This is a genomic window from Spirosoma oryzae (assembly GCF_003002825.1).
GTDB classification, from domain to species: Bacteria; Bacteroidota; Bacteroidia; order Cytophagales; family Spirosomataceae; genus Spirosoma; species Spirosoma oryzae.
Genome location: NZ_PVTE01000009.1, coordinates 17,308 through 40,768 on the forward strand (window position 1 = coordinate 17,308; position 23,461 = coordinate 40,768).

Annotated in this window: 26 protein-coding genes; 17 read left to right on the forward strand and 9 right to left on the reverse strand. The window is 55.3% G+C overall.

All coding sequences use genetic code 11. The annotated features are described in order from the left end of the window. Positions 1-121: 121 nt before the first annotated feature. The 3 genes from CLV58_RS11835 (at position 122) to CLV58_RS11845 (ending at position 2,125) form a co-directional block, all read left to right on the forward strand. On the forward strand, positions 122-577 hold the full coding sequence (locus CLV58_RS11835) for a DUF2147 domain-containing protein (RefSeq protein ID WP_106138027.1): 456 nt from the start codon (positions 122-124) through the stop codon (positions 575-577). 168 nt (positions 578-745) lie between these two features. Beyond that, the gene (locus CLV58_RS11840; protein ID WP_106138028.1) at positions 746-1,882 is read left to right on the forward strand and encodes a flavin-containing monooxygenase; all 1,137 of its coding nucleotides are present in this window, start codon (positions 746-748) and stop codon (positions 1,880-1,882) included. A 57-nt stretch (positions 1,883-1,939) separates the two neighbouring features. Next, complete coding sequence (locus CLV58_RS11845) at positions 1,940-2,125, forward strand: CsbD family protein (protein WP_106138029.1); 186 nt, start codon at positions 1,940-1,942, stop codon at positions 2,123-2,125. Positions 2,126-2,378: 253 nt separating this feature from the next. Here the strand turns inward: CLV58_RS11845 and CLV58_RS11850 are convergent, their stop codons facing one another. Continuing rightward, positions 2,379-3,224, reverse strand: a complete 846-nt coding sequence (locus tag CLV58_RS11850; protein ID WP_106138030.1) for a bacteriorhodopsin — start codon at positions 3,222-3,224, stop codon at positions 2,379-2,381. A gap of 337 nt (positions 3,225-3,561) precedes the next feature. On the opposite strand from CLV58_RS11850, the gene CLV58_RS11855 reads away from it, so the two are divergent. Continuing rightward, positions 3,562-5,016, forward strand: a complete 1,455-nt coding sequence (locus tag CLV58_RS11855) for a leucine-rich repeat domain-containing protein (protein ID WP_106138031.1) — start codon at positions 3,562-3,564, stop codon at positions 5,014-5,016. A 211-nt stretch (positions 5,017-5,227) separates the two neighbouring features. Continuing rightward, the gene (locus CLV58_RS11860; protein WP_106138032.1) at positions 5,228-6,148 is read left to right on the forward strand and encodes an EamA family transporter; all 921 of its coding nucleotides are present in this window, start codon (positions 5,228-5,230) and stop codon (positions 6,146-6,148) included. A gap of 70 nt (positions 6,149-6,218) precedes the next feature. Here CLV58_RS11860 and CLV58_RS11865 read toward each other — a convergent pair whose 3' ends face one another. Continuing rightward, a complete protein-coding gene (locus CLV58_RS11865; protein ID WP_106138033.1) occupies positions 6,219-7,010 on the reverse strand; it encodes an SDR family NAD(P)-dependent oxidoreductase in 792 nt (263 codons plus the stop codon). Between the two features lie 54 nt (positions 7,011-7,064). Further along, positions 7,065-8,042 carry an N-acetylmuramoyl-L-alanine amidase family protein gene (locus CLV58_RS11870; RefSeq protein ID WP_245882310.1) on the reverse strand — a complete coding sequence of 326 codons (978 nt, stop codon included), beginning with the start codon at positions 8,040-8,042 and terminating at the stop codon, positions 7,065-7,067. On the opposite strand from CLV58_RS11870, the gene CLV58_RS11875 reads away from it, so the two are divergent. Continuing rightward, the gene (locus CLV58_RS11875; protein ID WP_106138034.1) at positions 8,042-8,224 is read left to right on the forward strand and encodes a hypothetical protein; all 183 of its coding nucleotides are present in this window, start codon (positions 8,042-8,044) and stop codon (positions 8,222-8,224) included. The genes CLV58_RS11870 and CLV58_RS11875 overlap by 1 nt on opposite strands. Positions 8,225-8,311: 87 nt before the next feature. Here the strand turns inward: CLV58_RS11875 and CLV58_RS11880 are convergent, their stop codons facing one another. Continuing rightward, a complete protein-coding gene (locus CLV58_RS11880; protein WP_106138035.1) occupies positions 8,312-8,728 on the reverse strand; it encodes an OsmC family protein in 417 nt (138 codons plus the stop codon). 114 nt (positions 8,729-8,842) lie between these two features. On the opposite strand from CLV58_RS11880, the gene CLV58_RS11885 reads away from it, so the two are divergent. Beyond that, positions 8,843-9,436: a Crp/Fnr family transcriptional regulator gene (locus CLV58_RS11885; RefSeq protein WP_106138036.1), complete on the forward strand. Its 594-nt coding sequence runs from the start codon at positions 8,843-8,845 to the stop codon at positions 9,434-9,436. A gap of 14 nt (positions 9,437-9,450) precedes the next feature. Here the strand turns inward: CLV58_RS11885 and CLV58_RS11890 are convergent, their stop codons facing one another. The 3 genes from CLV58_RS11890 to CLV58_RS11900 all read right to left on the reverse strand — a co-directional run bounded on the left by CLV58_RS11890 (position 9,451) and on the right by CLV58_RS11900 (position 12,184). Continuing rightward, positions 9,451-9,906, reverse strand: coding sequence for an RES family NAD+ phosphorylase (locus tag CLV58_RS11890; RefSeq protein ID WP_106138037.1), 456 nt, complete (start codon positions 9,904-9,906; stop codon positions 9,451-9,453). Next, entirely contained in the window at positions 9,906-10,328 is a 423-nt protein-coding gene (gene parS / locus CLV58_RS11895) for a type II RES/Xre toxin-antitoxin system antitoxin (protein WP_106138253.1), read from the reverse strand. Before parS ends, CLV58_RS11890 begins: the two co-directional genes overlap by 1 nt. A gap of 149 nt (positions 10,329-10,477) precedes the next feature. Beyond that, positions 10,478-12,184, reverse strand: coding sequence for an IlvD/Edd family dehydratase (locus CLV58_RS11900; protein ID WP_106138038.1), 1,707 nt, complete (start codon positions 12,182-12,184; stop codon positions 10,478-10,480). 166 nt (positions 12,185-12,350) lie between these two features. Between CLV58_RS11900 and CLV58_RS11905 the strand changes: the two genes are divergently transcribed. Genes CLV58_RS11905 through CLV58_RS11915 form a run of 3 tightly spaced genes read left to right on the forward strand, consistent with a single transcriptional unit; the run spans position 12,351 to position 15,273 of the window. Next, a complete protein-coding gene (locus tag CLV58_RS11905; protein WP_106138254.1) occupies positions 12,351-13,646 on the forward strand; it encodes a CitMHS family transporter in 1,296 nt (431 codons plus the stop codon). Beyond that, entirely contained in the window at positions 13,643-14,965 is a 1,323-nt protein-coding gene (locus tag CLV58_RS11910) for an acyclic terpene utilization AtuA family protein (protein WP_106138039.1), read from the forward strand. The genes CLV58_RS11905 and CLV58_RS11910 overlap by 4 nt, the downstream gene beginning before the upstream one ends. Further along, the gene (locus tag CLV58_RS11915) at positions 14,962-15,273 is read left to right on the forward strand and encodes an AtuA-related protein (protein WP_106138040.1); all 312 of its coding nucleotides are present in this window, start codon (positions 14,962-14,964) and stop codon (positions 15,271-15,273) included. The genes CLV58_RS11910 and CLV58_RS11915 overlap by 4 nt, the downstream gene beginning before the upstream one ends. A 12-nt stretch (positions 15,274-15,285) precedes the next feature. Here the strand turns inward: CLV58_RS11915 and CLV58_RS11920 are convergent, their stop codons facing one another. Next, positions 15,286-15,570 (reverse strand): Rdx family protein, encoded by a 285-nt coding sequence (locus tag CLV58_RS11920; RefSeq protein WP_106138041.1) that lies wholly within the window; start codon positions 15,568-15,570, stop codon positions 15,286-15,288. A 156-nt stretch (positions 15,571-15,726) separates the two neighbouring features. On the opposite strand from CLV58_RS11920, the gene CLV58_RS11925 reads away from it, so the two are divergent. From CLV58_RS11925 to CLV58_RS11940, 4 genes are all read left to right on the forward strand, one after another. Next, positions 15,727-16,503 (forward strand): lytic transglycosylase domain-containing protein, encoded by a 777-nt coding sequence (locus CLV58_RS11925; protein WP_342748905.1) that lies wholly within the window; start codon positions 15,727-15,729, stop codon positions 16,501-16,503. A 266-nt stretch (positions 16,504-16,769) separates the two neighbouring features. Continuing rightward, a complete protein-coding gene (locus CLV58_RS11930; protein WP_106138043.1) occupies positions 16,770-17,585 on the forward strand; it encodes an MlaE family ABC transporter permease in 816 nt (271 codons plus the stop codon). A gap of 115 nt (positions 17,586-17,700) precedes the next feature. Continuing rightward, positions 17,701-18,450 carry an ABC transporter ATP-binding protein gene (locus tag CLV58_RS11935; protein ID WP_106138044.1) on the forward strand — a complete coding sequence of 250 codons (750 nt, stop codon included), beginning with the start codon at positions 17,701-17,703 and terminating at the stop codon, positions 18,448-18,450. Between the two features lie 82 nt (positions 18,451-18,532). Beyond that, complete coding sequence (locus tag CLV58_RS11940) at positions 18,533-19,558, forward strand: MlaD family protein (RefSeq protein WP_106138045.1); 1,026 nt, start codon at positions 18,533-18,535, stop codon at positions 19,556-19,558. Between the two features lie 4 nt (positions 19,559-19,562). Here the strand turns inward: CLV58_RS11940 and CLV58_RS11945 are convergent, their stop codons facing one another. Then, positions 19,563-20,471 (reverse strand): hypothetical protein, encoded by a 909-nt coding sequence (locus CLV58_RS11945; RefSeq protein ID WP_106138046.1) that lies wholly within the window; start codon positions 20,469-20,471, stop codon positions 19,563-19,565. A 157-nt stretch (positions 20,472-20,628) separates the two neighbouring features. Between CLV58_RS11945 and CLV58_RS11950 the strand changes: the two genes are divergently transcribed. The 3 genes from CLV58_RS11950 (at position 20,629) to CLV58_RS11960 (ending at position 23,373) form a co-directional block, all read left to right on the forward strand. Further along, positions 20,629-21,879 carry a cation:proton antiporter gene (locus CLV58_RS11950; protein ID WP_106138047.1) on the forward strand — a complete coding sequence of 417 codons (1,251 nt, stop codon included), beginning with the start codon at positions 20,629-20,631 and terminating at the stop codon, positions 21,877-21,879. 119 nt (positions 21,880-21,998) lie between these two features. After that, positions 21,999-22,568 carry a DUF4142 domain-containing protein gene (locus CLV58_RS11955; RefSeq protein WP_106138048.1) on the forward strand — a complete coding sequence of 190 codons (570 nt, stop codon included), beginning with the start codon at positions 21,999-22,001 and terminating at the stop codon, positions 22,566-22,568. 124 nt (positions 22,569-22,692) lie between these two features. Further along, positions 22,693-23,373, forward strand: a complete 681-nt coding sequence (locus CLV58_RS11960; protein WP_106138049.1) for a hypothetical protein — start codon at positions 22,693-22,695, stop codon at positions 23,371-23,373. Positions 23,374-23,461 lie beyond the last annotated feature (88 nt).

Consider the following 23,461-nt stretch of genomic DNA (forward strand, 5'->3'; position numbering starts at 1 on the left):
CCGTACATCGTAAACCGAAAACTACAGTCTGAGAACCGTAAAATTTCCGGCTAGATTCCGGTTCGGTGTAATCACAGATCACATCTTTGCGTTTAGTACAAAAAAACCAATTTTTATTCCTATGAACAAAGGTCGCTTCATCGTCGCTACACTCGCCATCGTATTTGTTTCCCTGACTGCTTTCGCCCCCAAGGCCGACAACCCCGACGCTGTACTGGGTACCTGGCTCAACGGCACCAAGAAAGGGCATGTCGAGATCTACAAAAAAGGCGGTACGTACTTCGGCAAACTCGTCTGGCTGGGTCAGCCCAACGATCCGACAACGGGCAAACCCCGTACCGACGAGAACAACGTGGATGCCTCGAAACGGTCGCGACCGTTGATGAACCTGCCGTTGATGTACAACTTCAAGTACGACGGCGGCAATGTCTGGAGCGACGGCAAAATTTACAATCCCGAAGACGGTAAGGAATACAACTGCAAGATGACACTGACCGATCCCAACACGCTCAACGTGCGCGGCTATGTCGGCATCTCCCTCCTCGGCAAAACGCAGATCTGGACGCGGGTGAAATAAAGTTTTCGGTGTACGGTTTAAAGTTTACGGTTTACCTAGGCTGACGGTACTTGTGCGCCGAACTGCCACCGCCGACCAATCGACAACCCCACGATTTGTCGAGAACAACCACCTTCAGTCTTATCACCGTAAACTGTAAACCGTATACCGATCGACTACCAAACGCACATGCACACGCTCATCATCGGAGCGGGGCCGGCGGGACTGGCGGTGGCCGGCGAGCTGGCTTACCGCAAGCAGCCCTTCGTGATTATCGAAGCCAGCGAATACGTGGGCTATAGCTGGCGGCAGCACTACGACCGGCTGCACCTGCACACGGTCAAGGAGTACTCCGCCCTCCCCCATTTTCCCTTTCCGGCCAGTTACCCTACCTACCCCTCGCGCTTGCAGATGGTCGAGTATCTGGAGCAGTACACGGCTCATTTCCACATCAGGCCGCGCTTCGAACAACGGGTGGTCAGTATCCGGCGCAATTCGGCTGGCAAAGGCTGGACGGTACAAACGCAGACCGATAGCTTCACGGCGGAGCAGATCGTGGTAGCAGCCGGCTACAACCGGGTACCCAATATCCCTGACTTGCCCGGTCAGCGCGATTTTCGGGGTATCATCTGGCACAGCTACGAATACCGCAACGGAGCTGCCTTTCGCGATGAAAACGTACTGGTTGTCGGCATGGGCAACACGGGCGCGGAACTGGCACTCGACCTGCTCGACTATGGTGCCCGGCCGGTAATCTCCGTGCGTCGCCCGATCAACATCACCCGGCGGGACACCTTTGGCCGCCCGACGCAACGCACGGCTATTTTCCTGAATCGGTTTCCAAACTGGTTTTACGATCTGGTAACCGGCATTGCGCAAAAGCTGACAATAGGCGACCTATCGGCTTACGGACTGGGCAAACCCACTCACCCGGCGTCGTACGACACCCGGCGGGACAGGATTCCGGTTATCGACGTGGGCACACTCGACAAGATCAAGTCTGGCGCGATCAAGGTGGTACCGGCGGTGCAACAGATCAACGCCCGCACCGTTACGTTCAGCGATGGCCGTGAACTTCCCTTCGACGCGATCGTGCTGGCAACGGGCTACCGGCCGGGCCTGGCCGACCTGCTGGGACCGGATCTGTCGCAGCAGGTACTCAACGAAACGGGCTACCCTCGCCGGTTGTGGTTTACCGAGTCTACTCTGAAAGGCCTTTATTTCCTGGGCTATTCAACCCCGCTGACGGGCATTCTGCACAACATTGGCCGGGAGGCTGGCAGTATCGCAGAAGCCATCGCCGAAAACAATTTTGTCACCACATAGTTCTATTCGTATCAACCCGGAAATACCGGACTTTTCGCAACACAAATCACTACGACCATGAACGAGACAACAGCAAGCGGCATGTGGGATCAGCTAAAAGGAAAGATCAAACAGGCGTATGCCGACCTGACCGACGATGATCTGACCTACGCAGAAGGTAAAGAAGACGAAATGTGGGGCCGCCTGAAAGAAAAGACGGGTAAGACCAAAGACGAAATTCACAAGCAGGTAGCCGACATGTAGTTTGTCTACCAAGATGAAAGCAGAAAGCCGGGGCAGTGCTCCGGCTTTTTTCGTGTCCTGCCAGCAATTTCAGCAAAGCCGCCAAACAGTGGCCGATAAGCAACCTGCGCCAGCAGTTAGTAGCAGCAAGAACCAGCATTCCCAGACCTAAAAGGTTGTTAAAACCTTTTAGGTCTCCACCCCTTCTTTACTAAAAACGGCGTCAGTTGCTTTCTGACACCGTTTTTATTACCCCTGACACCCATCCTGATCACTAACTCACCGAGCGATACGGCGCGACACTGTCCATGGGCAGACGCTCTTCCAGCACGGCGTCAGCAGCCTGGTAGGCGATAGCGCCCACGCCAACTTTATTGATGACGTCGGCGATGGAAAATGATAGGTGAATCCAGTTGGTATCGATGCTCGTGATAGCCGTCAGCACATAACCGATTGGGTAAACACCCCAGAATGTTACGACCATGATCCCCATTACTTTATAGGCCCAGCGTTCAGGGGCTTTTACGTGCCACTCGTTGCTACAGTCGCGCCAGATTTTGTAAAGAATGTAGACGACGATGACGTAGCCGACCGTTGAAATTGCCCCCCAGACCAGCTTGGGTACCACAAGAATTTCGTTGTCGGGCGTCAGTTGCTGTTCGCCGATGTAGCCCGTTACGATCATAAATAAATCCGCCAGCAGCAGCGTATTGATCATGCTCCGGTACTTCCGGTAATGCACTTTCAGCATCGCCGTCATTTTCAGCAGCAACAGCGGGGTTGTAATCGCCCAGTCCATGTAACGCAGTTGTCCGATCGCGTTGTACGACGTACGAAGAAGTTGCGCCCGTCCTTCCTCGTTGTCGATCGTGGCCAGTTCGTGCAGCATATCCTTGTAATAACTCTGAATCAGAAAGTACGATATGCCCGCAACAGCCGCGATAATCGCCGTGTAGTCGCGGGAGATCCGGTGCTCGGGTGCTACGCTGCTCCGGCTCATCAGCGCAAAAATGACGTTGCCGACAAAGGCGTAAAACGCGACAAGCATGGAGAACCAGGTAATCATCGGCAGTATGCCTACGAGTCCGGCGGTTGGCAGAAATTTCTCGGCGAATTCCATTCTGTTTGTACTGATTAACGTTGAGTTGATTGGTTAGCGCGGGCGCTCAATACGTGAACAAAGACCGTTCGTCAGCAAATGTTTGTCACCGATTTGGACCAAACGAAACACAGTATAATGAGCGGTGTAACAGACCTGTTCAATACAAACAACAGACTCTGTTAATCAGCACATTAACTAACCATACCAACCGATTCGAGCCGCAATTAAATAGTAGTTAATCTTTACCAGTGCGCTTATTGACTCGCCTGCTGGCTGGAATTGTACGGTTCTTTTTGCTACACGTTGTGGAAAAATAAACGCCCTGGCATCTTAGAACTAAAATTTTCGTTGCGCCATGAAATCGATACTACTTTGCTTACTCCTGCTGGCGTTGGTCAACGCCGGTCAGGCACAGGACCGCATTGCGCTGCTGCGCGATACAACCCGGCTAGGCATTTCTCCATATGCCCTGCAACAACGGTATCCTTCGACGCATGCCCGAATTACGGCACGTCCGGGCAGCATGACCTCATCAAAACCAGGCGCATTCGACAATAAAGGAAAGCAGTTCCTCGATACATTAAACGCGGTTCAGCAGCGGTTTTTCCGCTTCATTGACGCCCGTAAAAAACGGTTGCCAGTCTTGGGGCTGGTCGTTGAAACGCAGGAGTATGTCAACGCTGACGGTACATACGACCAAGTGCTTTGTCATTTCCTGACCGACACGCTCTCCAGTGAGCAGGAACTGGCCTGTCTAACGCTGCTGGCCGAGTGGTATGCGGCTAACCCGTTCCCGCTCAAAAGCAAAGCCGGCTTCTGGCGTCAAAGCCACACGCAGTTGGGTTCAACTAAACAAAAACGAAAGATCATTCGAGGGCCGGGTACGATCAACACCCTGGCCACAGCCCGGCAAACCGATCGGCCCGATACCGTCAAGGTGCTGGCACTCAACCAGCTCGATTTAGTCAGCATTCCCGACATCGTCTACCGCTTTCCAAATCTGGAAGAACTCGACTTATCGACTAATCAGCTTACCCAGCTACCCGCCCGGCTGACGAGCGACCTGCCCCGGCTTCGGCGACTGAGCGTATTGCGCAACGACATTCCCGACGACAGTGTCTTCTTCACGAAAAACAAGCACCTCACCGCCCTCAATTTACAGGGCAACAAACTGACCCGTATTCCGTCGTCCGTACAGTTAAATCGTAAGCTAGAAAGCCTGTGGATGGGTAATAACAACCTGAGTGAACTGAATACCAGACCGCTCCATAGCCTGCGACGGCTCAACGATCTGAACCTGTACAATGCGGGTCTGAGTCGGATACCCGCGTCGATCAAGCGTCTGCGTCACCTGACCGTGCTCGATCTGTACTACAACAAGCTAACGACCTTACCGAAGCAACTGGGCAAACTGAAACGGCTCGATCAGCTGGCGCTGGCCTACAACGACCTGACCGAACTACCGCCGGCACTGGCTAAACTGAAACGGCTTCAACAGCTTTACGCGCACCACAACCGCATCAGTCAGTTACCGCCCGCGTTTACGCGCCTGCGTAACCTGCAAAAACTGGATCTTGGCAATAACTGGATCACGGTAGCCCCGCCCGTACTGGCCAGCCTGCCCGCCCTGTCTGACCTCGACATAGCTGGCAACAACCTGCAGGAATTTCCGACCGTGCTGTTTTCGATCAAACCCCTGAAGCGGGTTTATCTGGGCAGCAACCCACTGTTTGGTCAGGAGGCCATGAGTAGTCCGTACGCTCCGCAAATCCGGCAGCTCCAGGCCCGCCAAACCGAAGTGTTTTATTAGTCCATGTAGTTGTGTAGCCTGGACGTCCACGTCCGGGTGGACGCAAAGCGGCCTGTTAGCTGCCGCCTGCAACAGTTGCCCTGACGGGCACCCGGACGTGGACGTCCAGGCTACAGACCGCCGGTCTAGGCTACACCCACACACAAAAAAAACACCCTGGCTGGATAGAAAGTGAGGGGAAGGCTGTTAGCCCGGTAGTAACCGTTACGCTATGCAGGCTAATTCTCCCTCCCTCACTACCTCCCCCAATCGTGTTATGCTCTGGTCGGCCCTGCTGGCCGTGTACATTTTGTGGGGATCGACGTATCTGTTCATCCACTTCATGACCGAGCAGATGCCCCCGCTGTACATGGCATCGATGCGGTACATTGTGGCAGGTACACTTCTGTACAGCTACGCCCGGCTGACGGGTATGCCCCAGGCAACCCCCGTCGAATGGCGATCCGCCGGAATCGTCGGTGTGATGCTGCTGACTATTTCCAATGGCTTGCTGACGCTGGGCATTCAGTACATACCGACGGGGATGGCTGCCCTGCTGGGAGGAATGCTGCCCGTCTTTCTGCTCAGTCTCAACTGGTTTTCGTTTGGTCGTCAGCGCCCGTCCAACGCAGCGCTGATGGGCTTACTGCTTGGCGTTGTCGGTGTCTTTTTCCTGATCAAACCCGACCGACTACAGCCAGTAGGTGGCGCGCAGGCTAACCTGATCGGGTCGGCGCTCGTCATTGCTGGCAATTTTTCGTGGGCAATCGGTACGCTGCTCACGCCCCGACTGACGTTACCCAGCGGTCCTTTGTCGAGCGGTATTCAAATGCTGGTGGGTGGCCTGGTGTTGTTGTTTATCAGCCTGTGTCTGGAACCGGTTACCCCGCTTAGTATCTTCCAGGCTCCGCCGAAAGCCCTCGGCTCCATGCTTTATCTGGTCATTTTCGGGAGCATCATCGGCTTTTCGGCTTATTCGTGGCTGGCCCGCAACGCCCCGCCCCAACTCCTGTCGACTTACGCGTTTGTCAACCCGGTCGTGGCGATGCTGCTGGGCTCCCTTCTGGCGGGCGAACTCTTCTCCACACAGTCGCTCATCGGTGCCCTCATCATCCTCGCCGGCGTCGTCCTGATCACGGTGGGGAAGAAGTGATTGAATGACTGAGTGATAGAATGATTGAGTGGGTCTTACGCAAAACCCACTCAATCATTCTATCACTCAGTCATTCAACCGTTGGCGGAACGCCAACGCTCGACCAGCCGCCGTCGATAACCAGACTTTGTCCGGTGATGTGGCGCGACGCGGGCGAAAGCAGAAAAAGCGCAGCATTGGTAATGTCGTCTACCGTGCCGGGGCGTCCCATCGGGGTAATCCGCGACCAGGTCGGAATATAGTCAGGGTCGTCGAGTGTGCGCTCGGTGAGCGTGGCTCCGGGGGCAATGGCGTTGACGTTGATACCCAGGGGGGAAAAGTCGATCACCAGTTGCCGGGCCAGCATTTCCAGCCCCGCTTTGGTCATGCTGTAGACGGGCAGACCGGGGTGCGCGATATGCCCTACCACCGACGACATAAACAGCACACTACCACCACGACGACCGATTGTGTCGGCCTGCTGCCGCATCTGCATAGCCGCCCGCTGCGCCAGGAAAAAAGTACCGCGCAGGTTCAGATCAACAATTTTCTGGAAAGCCTCGGGCGTAGTCGTGAAAATATCGCCGAATACCGTAATACCTGCGTTGGCAATCGCCAGATCGACCGACCCGAACCGGTCGACCGCCGTATCGACCAGGCGCTGAACAAACGTCACGTCCGACGCATCGCCGGGACAGGCTTCACACAGCCCACCCGCTTGTCGAATGGCTTCAGCCGCTTGCTCAGCGACACTAGCGTCAAAATCGTTCAACAATACCTGCGTTCCCTGTTGGGCCAGCGCCTTCGCAATGGCAAAGCCGATACCGATACCGGCCCCGGTGATGATGGCCGTAGTTTTCGTTGTGGGTTGATTGGTCAGCATAAAGTAAGCAGGCGTATCGACAGGGTAAGGCCACTCCCGACGGGTTTTACTGCCTTACTGATCGCGGTAATCGTCCATCAGCCCTTCGGCCAGCCAGCTGGCGAGCGCCTGCCGGTTGCTGGCCAGCAGAAATCGCTTCTGATCCTGCCGGTTCTGAATATTTCCCAACTCGATAAACACCGTCGGGGCCAGGCTCTTACGGACCACGTACAGTTCACTGCGCGTGCTGACATTACCCACGTACGGGCGGCTCGGGCGATAGCGCCGATAATTCGCCAGAAAACGCTTGTGAATACGGTTGGCCAGTCGTTTGCCGACCGCACTGTTTTCGTGGTGGTAGAAAAATACGTCGATCATTTCCCCCCGGCTTCGACTATCGACATGAATGGTGACCAGCCGCTGATAGGCACCTTTGTGTTTGGCGTAGAGCCGATTGACGGCTGAGGTTGTCTGGTTAAGTCGCGCCAGTTGGTTGAGGGGTATACGCTGCCCGGAATACGATACCTCGTCGTTATCGAGTTTCAGCACGGCATCGTTGCGGACGCCATCGTTCGGGTCGCGGACCATCATGTATACCGTAGCCCCCTGTTGTTTAAGCAGTTGTGACAGACGCATGGTCACGTCGTAGGCATATTCATCTTCCGCCAGCCGGAAGCGCCCGTACCGACCGATCGCGCCGGGGTCAGGCCCGCCATGACCGGAGGCCAGGTAATAGACCGTACCCCGCAAGGATCTGGACCGGGTCAGGCGTTTGGTCGGGATGCGGTTCGCGGTTTTTCCTTTCTTCGAAACGATCTTGATGACCCGCCGTCGGACGACGATTTTCTGGCGTTTAGCCTTCCGGTCCTGCTTCGGCCGGACGCCTTTCGCAGGCCGTTTAGTGGCTTTGATCGCCTTTTTCGTCGCAGGCCGGTGTTTGTCGCGACGGATGTTCGACGGTCTGGAGGGAGTATGCCGTTCCGCCCCCATCGTTACCAGCATGGGCAACCCGCACGTCAGCAGGTACAGCAAAAGAAGAAAACGTATACGCAATGCAGCAACAGCTCAATGAAGCCGTAAAGCTATCGGTCAATGCGTTGCGGGCCAAGCGTACGCCCACATACCCTATCCAATGGGGACAGTTTTGTCGGAACGTGGACAAAAAAAGCGAACAGAGCCAATCCGTTCGCTTCGGTTATGTACTTCGTTACGGTAGTAATTTATTTCTGATCTGATGTCAGGCACTTTCTCCTCGACCGCCTAGTCTATTCCTCCGTGCCCAGGCACCAGATCAGAAACGAGTTATCATAGGTTACAGTAGATTAAGCAAGTGTCGATTCGACGCTTATTTCGGCGTTGAACAGTTTCGAAATCGGGCAGTTGTGTTCGGCATGGTCGACCAGCTCATCGAATTTCGCTTTGTCGAGACCCGGAACCGCTGCATCGAGTTTCAGCGCCGAGCTGGTGATGGCACCGTCCTGTAGGGTGATCGTACACTGAACGTCCAGCGTGTCGGCGGTGAAGCCAGCCTGCTGAATGTTGAAGGCCAGTTGCATGGCGAAACAACCCGCGTGGGCAGCCGCAACCAGCTCCTCAGGATTCGTGCCAACCCCATCTTCAAAACGCGTGTTGAACGAATACTGTGTCTTGTTCAGCACGGTACTGTCGGTTGTCAGCGACCCTTTGCCGTCTTTACCTGAACCAGCCCAATGAGCAGAAGCCTTACGTGCAATTTTCATAACTCTATAAACCGTTTTGTGGTAGTTGATTTGATAGGTCAAAGGTAAAACCGTCGATTCACCCGTTTTTTCACCTATGTTAAAAAGCGTCGAGCACCGTTATTCTTCCCGTCTATGAACGCTACGCAACAAGCCGTACTGCACCAGCACCTCCACCAGTTCGCCAACCTGTCCGAAGCCGATACGCAACTAGCCGATCCGTTCTGGCAGGTGCGCCACATGGCCCGCCCCGACCTGTTTACGTTCACGAATTCGGTCTGTCGGCAGCTGGGCTTTGTCCTGAAGGGATTCTTCCGGGTGTATTACGTCGACCCGCGCACGGAACAGGAGCACAACATGTACTTTCTGGCCGAACATACGTTTCTAACGTCACTGAAAGGGTTGTTGACGCAAACGACCTGCCCGTACCTGATCGAAGCGCTGGAGGACTGCGAACTGCTGGTCATCGACTACGAGCGGCTGTTGCAACTCTACGCCCAGTCGCACGCTTGGGAGCGCTTTGGCCGGTTGCTGGCCGAACAGTATTTCATGATCAACCAGAGTCGTTCGGAGAGCTTACTGACCCAGACAGCCGAAGAACGCTACGTCGACCTGCTCGACAATCACCCCGACATTCTGAACCGCGTATCGCTGGGTCATATTTCGTCGTATCTGGGGATCAAAGGGCCGTCATTGAGCCGCATCCGTGCCCAGGTCGCCCGACGGTAAACGTTTCAATAGCATTACGATAACAGGCGGGTATCGATAGCGAACGGTATGTTTTCAACAATCCGCACGGCGGTTTGAAAGTCGGGATGTAGCGTATGGATGAGGTAGTTGCGGGATCGACTGACGATAGCCGATGGCACAGACATAGTCAACACGCTGGGTTGCGAGAGCCAGTCTGTCAGATAAGTCTGTACCGATTCAACCTGCGTTTCTGCATGCCAGTCAGCGGGTAGGTCGGTCAACGACACGGCCCGATAGTCGTCAGGAATTTCCAGTACCAGTAACTGAAAAGCGGGCACAAAAGCCGGATTCAGGTGCGCAATAATCTCCAGCAGGGCCAGTTCGGGCGTGGCTGACGTATACAGAATAGGCACTCCCTTCGGATTCCATCGTCCACCAGCCCGGCGCGCGCCTTCCGCCGACAGCGGATCGTTGATGTACGCGCTTTTATATAAGCGATAGACAAACATCAGGCGTACACTCCGTACTCAATGCGGGTCAGCACATCGTCAACCAGCATGAAGCCACTGATTGTGTTCAGCAACGCAAGCGGTGGCTGATTTTTCAACTCCCGCAGCGGGTAGCGCAACCAGTTGGCTAACGCATCGGCCCGCCCGTCGAATACCAGCAGCCCGTGAGCGGCCAGATTTTCTAACAATAGCAACCGCTCCGACGAAGGGCTGTCCAGGAGTCCCTCACTCCGAAAGCGATGCAGGGTCCGTTCGGCGATTTGAAGAACAAAGGCCAGTTCCTTGAACGTCACGCCGAGCAGATTTGCCAATTGGTCGGCCTGCTGCGTATCAACCCGTTGTTGAGCCTGCTCGATAATTGTAAAGCCAGACGCGCGCTTAGGTTGGTAATTTGTGTGTTGTTGCCGGGAGATTGCAGTCATGGCTTCGGTCATTTCTACAAAGATAACTGCTTTTTAGCAACTATATCACTGCCAATTGACAACAGCGGTTTTATGGACAGGATTACAGGATTAGCAGGATCGTCTTATTAATTGAAATCCTGACAATCCTGTAATCCTGTCCATAAACCTTAATGACTGTCGCGTCGGACTTCGCTGCCGGAGCCGCCCTTTAAAAAGTCAAAGTCGGCCCCTTCGTGCGCCTGCGTGACGTGCTGAATGTACAGATTCACGTAGCCCCGCCCGTAGCCGAGGTCAGGCGCGATAAACTGCGACCGGCGTTCGGTCAGTTCGTCGTCCGATACGTGCAGGTGCAGGCTGCGATTTTCCACGTCGAGCGTAATCAGATCACCGTTTTGCACCAGCGCGAGGTTGCCGCCAACCGCCGATTCCGGAGACACGTGCAGGACCACCGTACCGAAGCCCGTACCGCTCATGCGTCCATCAGAGATACGGACCATGTCGTGTACGCCCAGCGCCAGAATTTTAGCGGGTAGCTGCATGTTACCTACTTCGGGCATACCGGGATACCCCTTCGGCCCCACATTTTTCAGCACCAGCACACTGTCGGGGTCGACGTCGAGCGCGGGATCGTCGATACGGGCTTTGTAATCGTCGATGTTTTCAAACACCACCGCCCGGCCTGTATGCTTCATCAGCGCCGGCGTAGCCGCCGAGGGTTTCAGCACAGCCCCGTTCGGACACAGATTCCCGCGCAGCACGGCAATGCCCGATTCCGGTTTGAACGGCTTCGTGATACTACCAATAACCGCCGGATCATAGCATTGCGCATCGGCGCAGTTCTCACCGATCGTATGACCATTCACCGTCAGCGCATCGGTATGAATGAAGTTTTCCAGTTCACGGATTACGGCGGGCAAACCACCAGCATAGAACAGGTCCTCCACAAAGTGCTCGCCCGACGGTTGCAGGTTGGTTAGCAGCGGAATCTGGGCAGAAAGTCGGTCGAAATCATCCAGCGACAGCTCGACACCGACGCGACCCGCAATGGCCGTCAGGTGCAGAATGAAGTTGGTCGACCCACCTAGGGCCGCGTTAATCATAATGGCGTTTTCGAATGCTTTACGGGTCAGGATTTTCGAGGGCGTCATGCCTTCGCGTACCAGTTCGACCATGCGCGCCCCCGTCAGATGCGCCAGCACTTTCCGACGCGAATCGGCGGCCGGAATCGTCGCGTTGTCAGGCAACGCCAAACCCAGCGACTCGACCATAGCCGCCATTGTCGACGCGGTTCCCATCACGGCGCAGTGCCCCTGCGAACGGGCCATTCCCGCTTCGGCCGCTACGAACTCGGCCTGACTCATCTCACCCATTTTGAACGCTTCGGCAAAGCGCCAGAGGTCACTCGTACCGATTTTGCGGCCCTGAAAACGACCGGCCAGCATCGGTCCGCCCGACACGACCATCGTCGGAATGTCGACACTGCACGCACCCATCACCAGCGAAGGCGTCGTTTTGTCGCAGCCGCACATCAGAATGACACCGTCGAGCGAGTTACCCCGGATACTTTCTTCGACGTCCATACTGGCCAGGTTCCGAAACAGCATGGCCGTCGGCTTGATCTGGCACTCCCCCAGCGACATCACCGGAAATTCCAGCGGAAAGCCCCCGGCTTCCCAGACACCCCGCTTGATGGCTTCGGCCAGTTCACGAAAGTGGGCGTTGCAGGGCGTCAGTTCCGACCAGGTATTACAAATTCCGATGACGGGTTTCCCTTCGAATTCGTGGTGCGGGAATCCCTGATTTTTCATCCAGGCGCGGTAGATGAAGCCGTCTTTTCCGGTGCGGCCAAACCAGTCCTGCGAGCGTAAAGGCATTGGTAGTCAGTTTGTCGTGGGCAGGGTGTACTTTCCAGGTTAGTCCTATCCCGGTTTTTGCGCACAACCCACTGTCGTAAAGGTAGGCAACGGCTCCTTTTTACTTTGCCTAACGAGTAATCCGCCAACCCTACTTTCCCGATGCCGTATGGAACCTGCTAACCCATTGCTCGCTCTGCTTGGCTTTGCAACCATCGCCATTTTCCTGCTGCTGATCATCACCAAGCGGTTGTCGGTCAATACAGCGCTGGTGCTGGTGCCGCTGGCGATGGGGGTCCTGGCTGGTTTTTCGCCCAAGGAACTCGGCGAGATGATTCTGGCGGGTATCAAACAGGTAGCCCCAACGGGTATCCTGCTGATGTTCGCCGTGCTTTACTTCGCCACCATGCTCGACGCCGGCCTGTTCGATCCGGTCATTGCCGCCATTATTCGCTATGTACAGGGCGACCCGCTCAAAGTCATCGTCGGCACGGCTATCCTAACAATGATCGTTCACCTCGACGGCGACGGTACGGCTACGTTCATGATCGTAATGTCGGCTTTTCTGCCCATCTACCGGCAGTTGCAGATCAATCGGCTGGTGTTGCCGGGCATCGTAGCCCTGAGCGTAGGGCCGTTGCACCTGGTCCCCTGGTCGGGCACGTCGGCGCGGGCTATTTCGACGCTTAAAACCGATGCCGCTCACCTTATTGCGCCCAATATTCCGGCCATTCTGGCGGGCATTGTCTGGGTGTTGGCCGTAGCGTACTGGTTTGGCCTGAAAGAGCGGAAACGACTCGGCATCAATGCGCTGACCTTTGTTCACCGCGATAACCTGACCGATGCGCAGCGGCAGCTTCGCCGGCCCAGACTGGTCTGGCTCAACGCCATACTAACGATTGGGCTAATTCTCACCTTGATGAAAGGCTGGGTACCCGCCCCGGCCCTGTTTGTCACGGCAAGCGCGCTGGCACTGCTGATTAATTACCCAAAGCTGAGCGAACAACAGCAGGTGTTACGCGCCCACGGCAACAACATCTTCATGGTGTCGAGTATGATCTTTGCCGCCGGGGTATTTTCGGGCATCTTGACAGGTTCCAAGATGATCGACGCCATGGCTGGCTCGCTGGTATCGGCCATCCCGGCACAGCATGCCGCCTGGCTACCAACGCTGACAGCCGTTACGAGTATGCCCGCCAGCCTGCTCTTCACGCCCGACGCCTATTACTTCGGTGTCATTCCTATCGTGAGTCAGTCGGCCGCGCAATTTGGTATCGACCCCCTCGAAATCGGACGTGCCGCCTTGCTGGGACAGATGACCGTTGGTTTCCCGGTTAGTCCACTCACCGCGTCCACCTTTCTGCTGGTCGGGCTGGCCGAGGTCGACCTGGGCGACCACCAGCGATTTACCCTCAAGTGGGCATTCGGCACCACACTCGTCATGACCATCGTAGCGTTGCTAACCGGCTCTATTCACCTATGAAACAGCGCATTCGTATTGGCTGTGCCGCCGGCTTCTCCGGCGACCGCCTAGAACCCGCCCTGCTGCTAACCCAACACGGGCAACTGGATTATCTGGTGCTGGAATGTCTGGCCGAACGTACCATTGCCCTGGCGCAGAAACGCAAACGCCACGACCCTACGCAGGGCTACGATCCGTTGCTGGAACGGCGACTGGAAGGGCTATTGCCCCTACTGCTGGCTAACAACGTCCGGCTGATTACCAACATGGGGGCGGCTAATCCGTTGGCTGCTGCTGAAAAAATTGCCGCCATCGCCCGGCGACTGGGCCTTTCGGTCACTATCGCCGTGCTGACGGGCGACGACGTATTCGATCAGCTGTCAGGGGATGAGACAGCGCTGGAAACCGGTCAGCCGTTATGCGCGTCCGGGCCTTTATTATCAGCCAACGCTTATCTGGGCACCGACGCTATATTACCGGCGCTGGCTACCGACGCGCAGATTATCATCACCGGTCGGGTAGCCGATCCGTCGCTGTTTGTTGCCCCGTTGGTGTATGCCTTCGGCTGGCCACTGACCGACTGGGACCGGCTTGGTCAGGCTACGGTGGTGGGGCATCTGATGGAATGCGCCGGACAACTGACAGGCGGCTACTTTGCCGATCCAATTCGAAAAGACATACCGGACATGGCACACCTTGGCCATCCCTTCGTCGACGTCACGGCTGATGGCATGGCGGTTTTCGGCAAAGTCGCCGGTACAGGCGGAAAGCTGAGTTTGGCGACGGCGAAGGAACAACTGCTCTACGAGGTTATGGACCCCGGCCAATACATTACGCCCGACGTGGTAACCGACTTTACGCAGGTACGCTTGCTAGAAACCGGGCCCGACCAGATTAGCGCGACGGGCGGGCGGGGCAACAGCCGCCCGGACACCTTGAAAGTAAGTGTGGGCTACGACGGCGGTTTCATCGGCGAGGGCGAGATTTCCTACGCAGGTTCGAATGCACTGGGTCGGGCCGAGTTAGCCGGCAGCATCATACAGGAACGGTTGCAGGATCAGTTCAGCGACCTGCGTATCGACTACATCGGCAGCACGTCTGTTCACCGTACCAACTTTAATCAGCCCCCCGCCCCCTACGAGATTCGATTACGGGTAGCGGGCCGGGCCACGACCGCGCAGCAGGCGGCACTGGTCGGCGAAGAAGTCGAAGCCCTGTACACTAACGGACCAGCAGGTGGCGGGGGTGCCCGAAAATACGTCCACGAAGTCGTCGGGATTGTATCGACATTACTCGACCGCAGCCAGATAAACCCACAGATTACGTTGATCGACGCATGAGTATCAAACTGTATGACATTGCCCACAGCCGGGCCGGCGACAAAGGCAATACGCTGACCCTGTCGCTGATTCCGTACGATCCGGCCGACTATCCACTCCTGCGCGACCGCGTAACGGCCGAAGTCGTACAGACGCATTTGCAAACAATCGTCACCGGTCCCGTCACACGCTACGAGCTGCCGAATCTACCCGCGCTTCATTTCGTCTGCCAGCAGGCACTGACCGGCGGAGTAACGACGTCGTTGACGATGGACACGCACGGAAAAAGTCTCAGCTACGCCCTGCTCGAACTGTATATCGACGCCTAAGTTACTGAGCAGCTAAGCAGGCTTCCGGTCGGAATGCCCTAGCGGTTTGTCGGGGGCAACGGCGTCGCGGACGAGTTGCTTCAACTCTTTGATGTCGGGAAACCGACCGGCCGTTTTTCGGTCGAAAATAACCTGTTCATCGACCCGCACCGAAAAAAGACCACTGGTTTCCGACGGCTGTAGCAGCACCCCGTGTACATCGTCGGTGAAGGTGGTAAGCAGTTCCTGCGCCATCCAGGCTGAACGCAGCAGCCAGCCGCATTTAGGGCAATATTCAAGGGTTATCGTTGGTTTCATACGCTGTTTCAGGAGATTATAGACAACCTGTCGAACGGCTGTGGAACGAGTCGTCTGGAATGGACAAAACCAGTCGTCTCTCGTATCCGTCTGACGATCCTGGCACTAAACTGGTGGTTTTCAACGTTAAGACCCTAATACCATCTATAAACTGTTTTGCTTAAACGAGTTGGACTTTCGGTATTGATGGCCGCCCTGCGCCCGTCGCTTACCATTGCCGCCAAGTTAACGGCGGCCCCCGTTTTACCTCCTAATCTGGCTTCAGCCAATCAGACTGTTTCGGCCGATGCCACGGCCACCCGGCTTATTCCAGTCACTACCAAACCGGAACTTCCCCTGCTGGATGTTGACTTCTGTGGCGAATGTATGCCGTTTCACCAGAACGAAGTAGTAAGTCGCTGGAAACATGTGTTCACACTGTTTCGCCCGCAGGCCCGCTCGCTCGACGCTCTTCGCGAACGCGCCGACGCTTTCTTCCCGATCATCGAACCGATTATGGCGAAGTACGACATTCCCGACGATTTCCGGTACGTCCCCATTGCCGAGAGCGACTTGCAGCCTCGTGCTGTCTCGCGGGCAGGTGCCGCCGGTTACTGGCAGTTGATGCCCGGCACGGCCCGCGCGCTGGGCCTGAAAGTCGGCAAAGGTGTCGATGAGCGGTTCAACGCCAAGAAAGCAACCGAAGCCGCCTGCAAATACCTACGGTCGCTATACAACCAGTTAGGCTCCTGGTCGCTGGTAGCTGCTGCGTATAATGCGGGGCCGGGTCACCTGAAAAACCAGCTCCGGCGCAACGGCAAAGCCGATTATTACAGCATGACACTCCCCCGCGAAACCCGCTACTACCTCTTCCGGGTGCTGGTCTACAAAGAAGTGATGTCGCGCCCCAGCGATTATTCCGCGTTTCTGTCGCCAATGCCGCAGGCGGCCTAGCGGTTGAATGATGGAGTGATAGAATGATTGAATGGTGCTAGTCCGTTTAGTTGGCCGACTAACCAGCTTTTCTATTGTCAGCTTCCACACGACCGACAGTTGACTGACTGAGTGATTGATTAACTGAATCGTTTTCGCCAGTTTATTCAATCATTCAGTCACTCTATCATTCAACTACTCCCCATTATATTTGCAGGTGCAAACTTCCGGGCAGTCAAATCAGTTTACTACCCTGCCGACGTCCCGTTTGCTTACTCTGCTCCTGAATGCTATCCGATACAAAAGCGTCTCCCGCCCCGCCCCCCGAGAAACCTGCCGAACCGGGACGGCTCACCCGCCTGTTTCTATCGCTGGCGGATGTAGCATCATTTGTGGGGCGATTTTTTCGGGAGGCCTTTCTACCCCCTTACGAATTTGGTGAGATCGTCCGGCAGTGCTACGAAGTGGGCTACCGATCCCTCCTGCTGATCTCGACGACCGGTTTCATCACAGGTATCGTCTTTACCAACCAATCGCGCCCATCGCTGTCTGAATTTGGCGCTACCTCCTGGCTTCCCTCACTGATCGCGATTGCCATTGTACGAGCGCTGGGACCGCTCGTTACGGCGCTGATTGCCGCCGGAAAAGTGGGATCGAGCATCGGTGCCGAGCTGGGCTCGATGAACGTTACCGAACAGATCGACGCGATGGAAGTGTCCGGCACCGACCCGTTCAAGTTTCTGGTCGTCAGCCGCGTGCTGGCTACGTCGTTTACCATTCCGATTCTGACGTTCTACACCATTTTTGTTGCGCTGATTGGGGCCTTTATCAACGTCAACGCCAACGAGCAGACCAGCTTCCCGTCGTTTATGCAGGAAGTATTCGGTGCCGTTACGTTTCTCGACATCTTCGCGTCGCTGTTCAAATCCATCTTTTTTGGCTTTACGATCGGTATAGTTGGTTGTTACAAAGGCTTCCACTCATCGAAAGGTACCGAAGGGGTTGGCAAAGCCGCCAATGCGGCCGTTGTTACCTCGATGTTTCTCATCTTTATCGAAGAGCTGCTCGCCCTTCAGATCATCAGCGCCCTGCGGGGAAGCTGATATAAATGCATGAATGATAGACTGACTGAGTGATTGAATAAGCTGACGCAACAAAAGCTTTCAATTCGCATTTCATTCTTTTATTCAATCATTCTATCATTCACTCATTCAACCTATGGCCTCCGAAGCTGTCATTGTTATCGAAAACCTGCGAAAGTCGTTTGGCAATCTTCACGTATTGCAGGGCGTCGATCTGACAGTTAATCAGAACGAAAACGTGGTGGTGCTGGGGCGGTCGGGAACGGGTAAGTCGGTGTTGATCAAGATTCTGGTCGGGCTGCTAAAACCAGACTCCGGCTATGTGTCGGTACTGGGTCAGGAAGTTGAAACGCTGAAAGGGCGTGAACTCGATCAGTTTCGGCAGAAAGTCGGCTTTTCGTTTCAGAACAGCGCGCTCTACGACAGCATGAGTATCCGGGAGAACCTGGAATTTCCGCTGGTGCGTAACGTGCGCAACCTGAGCCGGGCCGAGATCGACCGGGCCGTCGAAGAAGCGCTGGACGACGTAGGGCTGAGTCAGACCATCAATCAGATGCCGTCGGAACTATCGGGGGGACAACGTAAGCGCATCGGTATCGCCCGCACGCTGATTCTCAAACCCGAGATCATGCTGTATGACGAACCCACCGCCGGACTCGACCCCATCACCTGCATCGACATCAACAACCTCATCAACGAAGTGAAAGAACGTTACAAGGCAACGTCTATCATTATTACCCACGACCTTACCTGCGCCAAAGCGACCGGCGACCGGGTAGCGATGCTGCTCGATGGCAAGTTTGAACGCGTCGGTACCTTCGACGACGTATTCGCGGATTCCGATGAACGCGTTCAACAGTTTTACAATTACAACTTTGTGAATTAAACCAGTCACCCACACGGGTAGTTTTCCTCTTACCGGGCAGCATACCGCCGTCCAATAACCTATTCACTACGCATCAACTCGAATGAGTGCAGAATCAAACAAACGCTCGGTCACCGTCGGCATCTTCGTCCTGGTAGGGCTCGTCATTTTCGTAGCCGGCGTCTTTGTGCTGGGCGGTCAGCAGAAACGCTTCACCCGCAGCCTTCGCATCATGGCCGTTTTTAACGACATCAGTGGTCTGAAAGTCGGCAATAACGTCTGGTTTTCGGGCGTGAAGATCGGAACCGTCAAACGCATCAGCTTCTTCGGCAATTCACAGGTCGAAGTCGACATGGACGTTGAGCAGAGTTCGCAACAATACATCCGCAAAGACGCGAAGGCGACCATCGGCTCGGACGGGCTGATTGGTAACAAAATCGTCGTTATTCAGGGTGGCACCATCAGCCACCCGGAGATTGAAGAAGGTGATCGGTTACAGACCGTAGCTGCGCTTAGTTCCGATCAGATTCTGGAAACGTTGCAGGAAAACAACCGGAACCTCGTGCGTGTCACGCAGGATTTCAAGGCGCTGGTCGGCAACATCCGGCGCGGTAAAGGCACCGTCGGCGCGGTGCTGACGGATTCGCTGGTGGCCAACAACTTCAAGATGGCGATGGCAAACCTGGAAAAAGCGTCGGTCAATACCGCAGCGATTACCGGCTCGGTATCGCGTTTTGCGTCAAAGCTGAACACGAAAGGTACGCTGGCAAATGAACTGGTTACCGACACGACTATTTTCCGCCGACTCAGCCGGTCGGCCAACAAACTGGAAAACGTCGCCAGTAATGCCGACAAAACTGTTGGGACGCTGGGGCAGGTATCGCAGAACCTGAATCGGGCATCGGAGAAACTCAACAACAACAACAGTCCGTTGGGCGTACTGCTCACCGACCAGGAAACGGCAACCAACCTGCGTATCACGCTGCGTAACCTGAACGAAGGAACGCGCTTGTTGAACGAGGATTTGAAGGCGGCTCAGAACAACTTCCTGTTGCGTGGCTACTTCAAGAAAAAAGCGAAGGAAGACGAAAAGCGTAAAGCCGACAGCACGGACGCTTCGCAGAAGTAACCCTTTATACAAACTGCTGCCACGACAGCAACCCAATTGCCAGCACGGCCAATCCGAGTCCTATCCGGTTGGCCGTGTTTAGTTTTTCGTGAAAAAAGATCCCGGCAACGGCGGCTGCGACCAGAATAACGCCGATGTTATACAACGGGTAGACAAACGCACCATTCCCCCGGAAAGCCGACAGGGCCAGTAACAGCGTGTAAAAACTCAGGAAGTTTGGCACACCCAGCGTTACGGCCCCCAGCAGACTCTTTGCCTGCAATCGTATTTCCCCCCGCACCAGCCGGACGAGCAACATCACGGCACCAGCCGCAATCGCACCAATCACCATCGTCAGGGTTACCTGCACGGTTTTGTCCGCCGACGGAATGTAGTGGATGTTCATGTAGTTGATCGTCGTATTTGTTCCGCCGTAGCACAGAAACACGGCGATCGGCAATAGCACGGCCCCCAGACTTTTCGGTTGCCCAGCGGTAGCCGCGTCCGGAGTAGCCGGGCGATACGTGCTCAGGGCTACGGCAACAATGGCCAGTGCCAGTCCCACGTAATTCAGGGCATCGAAGCGCATGGAGTTACCATCGCTGAAGATGAACAGGCTGAAACAGACCGGAATGACGAGCGACAGATTATTGGCCAGCGACGTCACGGTGATGCCCATGCGCTGCGTCGACGCGCCCGACAGCAGGAACGTTACGATAAAGCCTACACCCAGCCCCAACGCCATCCAGGTCCAGGTCTGGCTAAAGTCGATAGTAAACACTTGTCCAGCCGGTAACAGCAGCCAGCCCGTCAGGAAACAGACCGGATAGTTGAATACGATCGCCTGGAACGTATCGACGTTATAGCGCGGGAACAAGCGAAAATTAAGCAGTAACAGTACCGACAGCAGTACGCTCAACAGTAAGAAAAGCATTGACAAACGGATTGTAAAGGGCCGTAAAAATAGCAGTCTGCCCGTGAATAGCGCAGGGCGCGCGGTAGCCAATTACCAAACAGATAGCGCCTAACCGAGTTGTATTTGGGTACACAATTCTGTTTTTACCCAATATCACTACGCTAATTACGTGCTTATGGATAGTTATACTGCCGTCAGTATACTGGTGGCGCTCGGTGCGATGCTGTCGTATATAAACCTCCGTTTCGTTCGCCTGCCGGGCACGATCGGCATCGTCGTGTTAGCAGCCGCCGTTACGATTATATCGCTGATACTGAGAAACATATCGCCAACATTCGCGGAAGCCCTGCGCGACATCACCGAGCGCATCGACTTTTCCCGTACGCTTCTGGAGATCATGCTGGGCTTCCTGCTTTTCGCAGCTGCCCTTCAGGTCGATTTCGATGATTTGAAAGCCCAGTTCAGGCCCGTACTGGTTCTGGGAACCGTTGGCGTCATTTTGTCGACCGTCCTGTTTGCCTTTGGGTTTCTGTTCCTTACCCGCGCACTGGACATCGACATGCCGCTCATCTTCTGTTTCCTGTTCGGCGCTCTGATTTCCCCGACCGACCCGGTGGCCGTGGGGGCCGTTCTACGTCAGTCGCCCATTCCACGGCGGCTCGAAACGATCATCACCGGTGAATCGCTGATTAATGACGGTGTAGGACTGGTGCTGTTTGTGTCGTTGCAGGAAGTAGCCGACCCGAATGTCGACTTTCACTTTTCGGATGCGATACTGCTGTTTGCCCGTGAGGTAATCGGTGGCATCACGCTGGGGCTCGCCCTGGGCTACGTCGCTTACCGACTGATTAAGGCTACCGACGATTTTCAGACCGTCGTGCTGTTATCACTGGCGCTGGTCATGATCCTGTCGGTGTTTACGAGTGCCGTTCACGCATCGGTACCACTTGCCGAAGTAGCAGCCGGTCTCTTCCTGGGCACCCGCCTGCCCGACTCCAAAGCGGAGAACTCACCCAAAGCCTATCTGAACCGGTTCTGGCACCTGATCGACGAGATCCTGAATACCATTCTGTTCGTCATGATCGGTTTACAGATCGTCGTGCTGCCATTTTTGTCGAACTACCTGGTTATCGGCCTGCTCAGCATTCCGCTGATGGTACTGGCCCGTGGCCTGAGCATCGCCTTACCCTTTCTGCTTCAGTTCCGGCGGGAGAAACAGACGCCCGGTAGCCTGCGTATCCTGACGTGGGCGGGTCTGCGGGGCGGTATTTCGATCGCCTTGGCACTGTCGCTGCCCGACTCATCGCACAAAGAGCTAATTCTGGCGAGCTGTTACTGTCTGGTGCTGTTCTCCATCATCGGGCAGGGACTTACGCTGGGACCACTGGTAACGTCGGTAGCGCAGCCCAAACAGGCAGAAGCCTAGCCAGCTGTAGGTCAAGCTACCTGCGGCTGCGTGTACCCGCACAAGCGTATTCTAAACATTCCCTACAGGCTAAGGTTGATTTACTGATAATTGCCAAAGCCTAATTAATCAGCGCAACAATGAAAAAGGTAGTCTTATTGGCCTTCCTGATAGCCGGTGGCCTGACCGTACAATCGTGCGGAAGTGAAAAGAAAGACAGCACCGAACGGGCTGAAGACATGAACGAGCAGAAGGTCGACGACAAAATGACGTCTGTCTCGGAAGACGGGACGGAGTTTGCCGTCAAGGCCGCTAATGGTAGTATGCTGGAAATAGCCGCTGGCAAAATGGCTGAAGAAAAAGGAACGAGCCAGGCTGTTAAAGACTTCGGCGCTATGATGGTCAAGGACCACGGTAAAGCCAGCGAAGAGCTGAAAAGCATTGCGACCAGTAAGAACATCACCCTGCCCAGTACGATGGGGGAAGAACAGCAGAAACACGTCGACGAACTCGCCAAGTTATCGGGGAAAGAGTTCGACAAAAAATACGTCGACATGATGGCTGACGATCATGATGACGACATGGATATGTTCGATAAGGCGTCGAAAGACCTGAAAGATCCCGAGCTGAAAGCCTTCGCTACGCAGACGGCATCGGTTGTCAAGGGCCACCTGGAGCGGATCACCACGATCAAGAAAGACATGAAATAGGTCCGTCGTTTGTCGTCAGTGGTTCGTAGTCGATGGTTATTGCGAACACGTGCGGTGACAACCATAAACACGAAAAAGGACGCGGGCAATCAGTCGGCGTCCTTTTTTTGGTTTACTTCACCTGATGAGGCTTCTGAACCGACTTTTATGGATTACCGCTGGTAGTCAACTACTGCTGGTATCCGCTGCGGTTGGGCAGCGCAGCGTGGCCCTGTCGGCAGTTGTCGCGCCGACCTACACGACCACGAATTACGCCCGGCAAACGCTATACCCTACCAGCGACGGGCAGATTGTCGAACCCGTACACCTGGCGGGGCATCGTGGTGCAACGGGCTTCACCATTGGCGGCTCCCTACTGTACACCTACGCTCCTGGCTGGACGTTCAGTACGGGTTTGTTGTATCGGCAGTCGAGCATGCGACAGGAGCGGCTGCCCATAGCCGGCGAAGGCTCTACGCGGGTTAGCAGCCGGTCAATCCGCCTGCCGGTCGCGATCAGTTATCGACCGTCGTTAAAACCGCTGTCGCCTTATTTTTCCCTTGCCCTGCTCACCGACTTACCACTAGCGACACGCCTGCTGGCGACCCGGAATGGTGAACCGACGCAGCAGCTACGCGTTCGGAACACGCTCAACCCAACGTTTTCGGCCCAGCTTGGCGCAGGTGGTTATTGTCAGCTCACCGATCGGTACGCTCTGATTGTCCAACCTACCCTTGCCTACACCATCGGCCGTTTTGGGGGAGCCACCGCCTTCAGCCCTTCGTTTGAACTGGGGCTACAGCTACAAGCCGTGTATCGGTTGTAGCTAATCGGTTTACGGTTTACCTCATCAAACAGTGGTAATGCTCATGTAGCGACCACCGTAAACCGAAAACTGAATACCGTAAACCGGC

Bases quoted from the DNA above. Each gene is read 5' to 3' on its own strand.
- CLV58_RS11835 (WP_106138027.1), top strand. From the start codon at position 122: ATGAACAAAGGTCGCTTCATCGTCGCTACACTCGCCATCGTATTTGTT.
- CLV58_RS11840 (WP_106138028.1), top strand. From the start codon at position 746: ATGCACACGCTCATCATCGGAGCGGGGCCGGCGGGACTGGCGGTGGCC.
- CLV58_RS11845 (WP_106138029.1), top strand. From the start codon at position 1,940: ATGAACGAGACAACAGCAAGCGGCATGTGGGATCAGCTAAAAGGAAAG.
- CLV58_RS11850 (WP_106138030.1), bottom strand. From the start codon at position 3,224: ATGGAATTCGCCGAGAAATTTCTGCCAACCGCCGGACTCGTAGGCATA.
- CLV58_RS11855 (WP_106138031.1), top strand. From the start codon at position 3,562: ATGAAATCGATACTACTTTGCTTACTCCTGCTGGCGTTGGTCAACGCC.
- CLV58_RS11860 (WP_106138032.1), top strand. From the start codon at position 5,228: ATGCAGGCTAATTCTCCCTCCCTCACTACCTCCCCCAATCGTGTTATG.
- CLV58_RS11865 (WP_106138033.1), bottom strand. From the start codon at position 7,010: ATGCTGACCAATCAACCCACAACGAAAACTACGGCCATCATCACCGGG.
- CLV58_RS11875 (WP_106138034.1), top strand. From the start codon at position 8,042: ATGCAGCAACAGCTCAATGAAGCCGTAAAGCTATCGGTCAATGCGTTG.
- CLV58_RS11880 (WP_106138035.1), bottom strand. From the start codon at position 8,728: ATGAAAATTGCACGTAAGGCTTCTGCTCATTGGGCTGGTTCAGGTAAA.
- CLV58_RS11885 (WP_106138036.1), top strand. From the start codon at position 8,843: ATGAACGCTACGCAACAAGCCGTACTGCACCAGCACCTCCACCAGTTC.
- CLV58_RS11890 (WP_106138037.1), bottom strand. From the start codon at position 9,906: ATGTTTGTCTATCGCTTATATAAAAGCGCGTACATCAACGATCCGCTG.
- parS (WP_106138253.1), bottom strand. From the start codon at position 10,328: ATGACTGCAATCTCCCGGCAACAACACACAAATTACCAACCTAAGCGC.
- CLV58_RS11900 (WP_106138038.1), bottom strand. From the start codon at position 12,184: ATGCCTTTACGCTCGCAGGACTGGTTTGGCCGCACCGGAAAAGACGGC.
- CLV58_RS11910 (WP_106138039.1), top strand. From the start codon at position 13,643: ATGAAACAGCGCATTCGTATTGGCTGTGCCGCCGGCTTCTCCGGCGAC.
- CLV58_RS11915 (WP_106138040.1), top strand. From the start codon at position 14,962: ATGAGTATCAAACTGTATGACATTGCCCACAGCCGGGCCGGCGACAAA.
- CLV58_RS11920 (WP_106138041.1), bottom strand. From the start codon at position 15,570: ATGAAACCAACGATAACCCTTGAATATTGCCCTAAATGCGGCTGGCTG.
- CLV58_RS11930 (WP_106138043.1), top strand. From the start codon at position 16,770: ATGCTATCCGATACAAAAGCGTCTCCCGCCCCGCCCCCCGAGAAACCT.
- CLV58_RS11935 (WP_106138044.1), top strand. From the start codon at position 17,701: ATGGCCTCCGAAGCTGTCATTGTTATCGAAAACCTGCGAAAGTCGTTT.
- CLV58_RS11940 (WP_106138045.1), top strand. From the start codon at position 18,533: ATGAGTGCAGAATCAAACAAACGCTCGGTCACCGTCGGCATCTTCGTC.
- CLV58_RS11945 (WP_106138046.1), bottom strand. From the start codon at position 20,471: ATGCTTTTCTTACTGTTGAGCGTACTGCTGTCGGTACTGTTACTGCTT.
- CLV58_RS11950 (WP_106138047.1), top strand. From the start codon at position 20,629: ATGGATAGTTATACTGCCGTCAGTATACTGGTGGCGCTCGGTGCGATG.
- CLV58_RS11955 (WP_106138048.1), top strand. From the start codon at position 21,999: ATGAAAAAGGTAGTCTTATTGGCCTTCCTGATAGCCGGTGGCCTGACC.
- CLV58_RS11960 (WP_106138049.1), top strand. From the start codon at position 22,693: ATGAGGCTTCTGAACCGACTTTTATGGATTACCGCTGGTAGTCAACTA.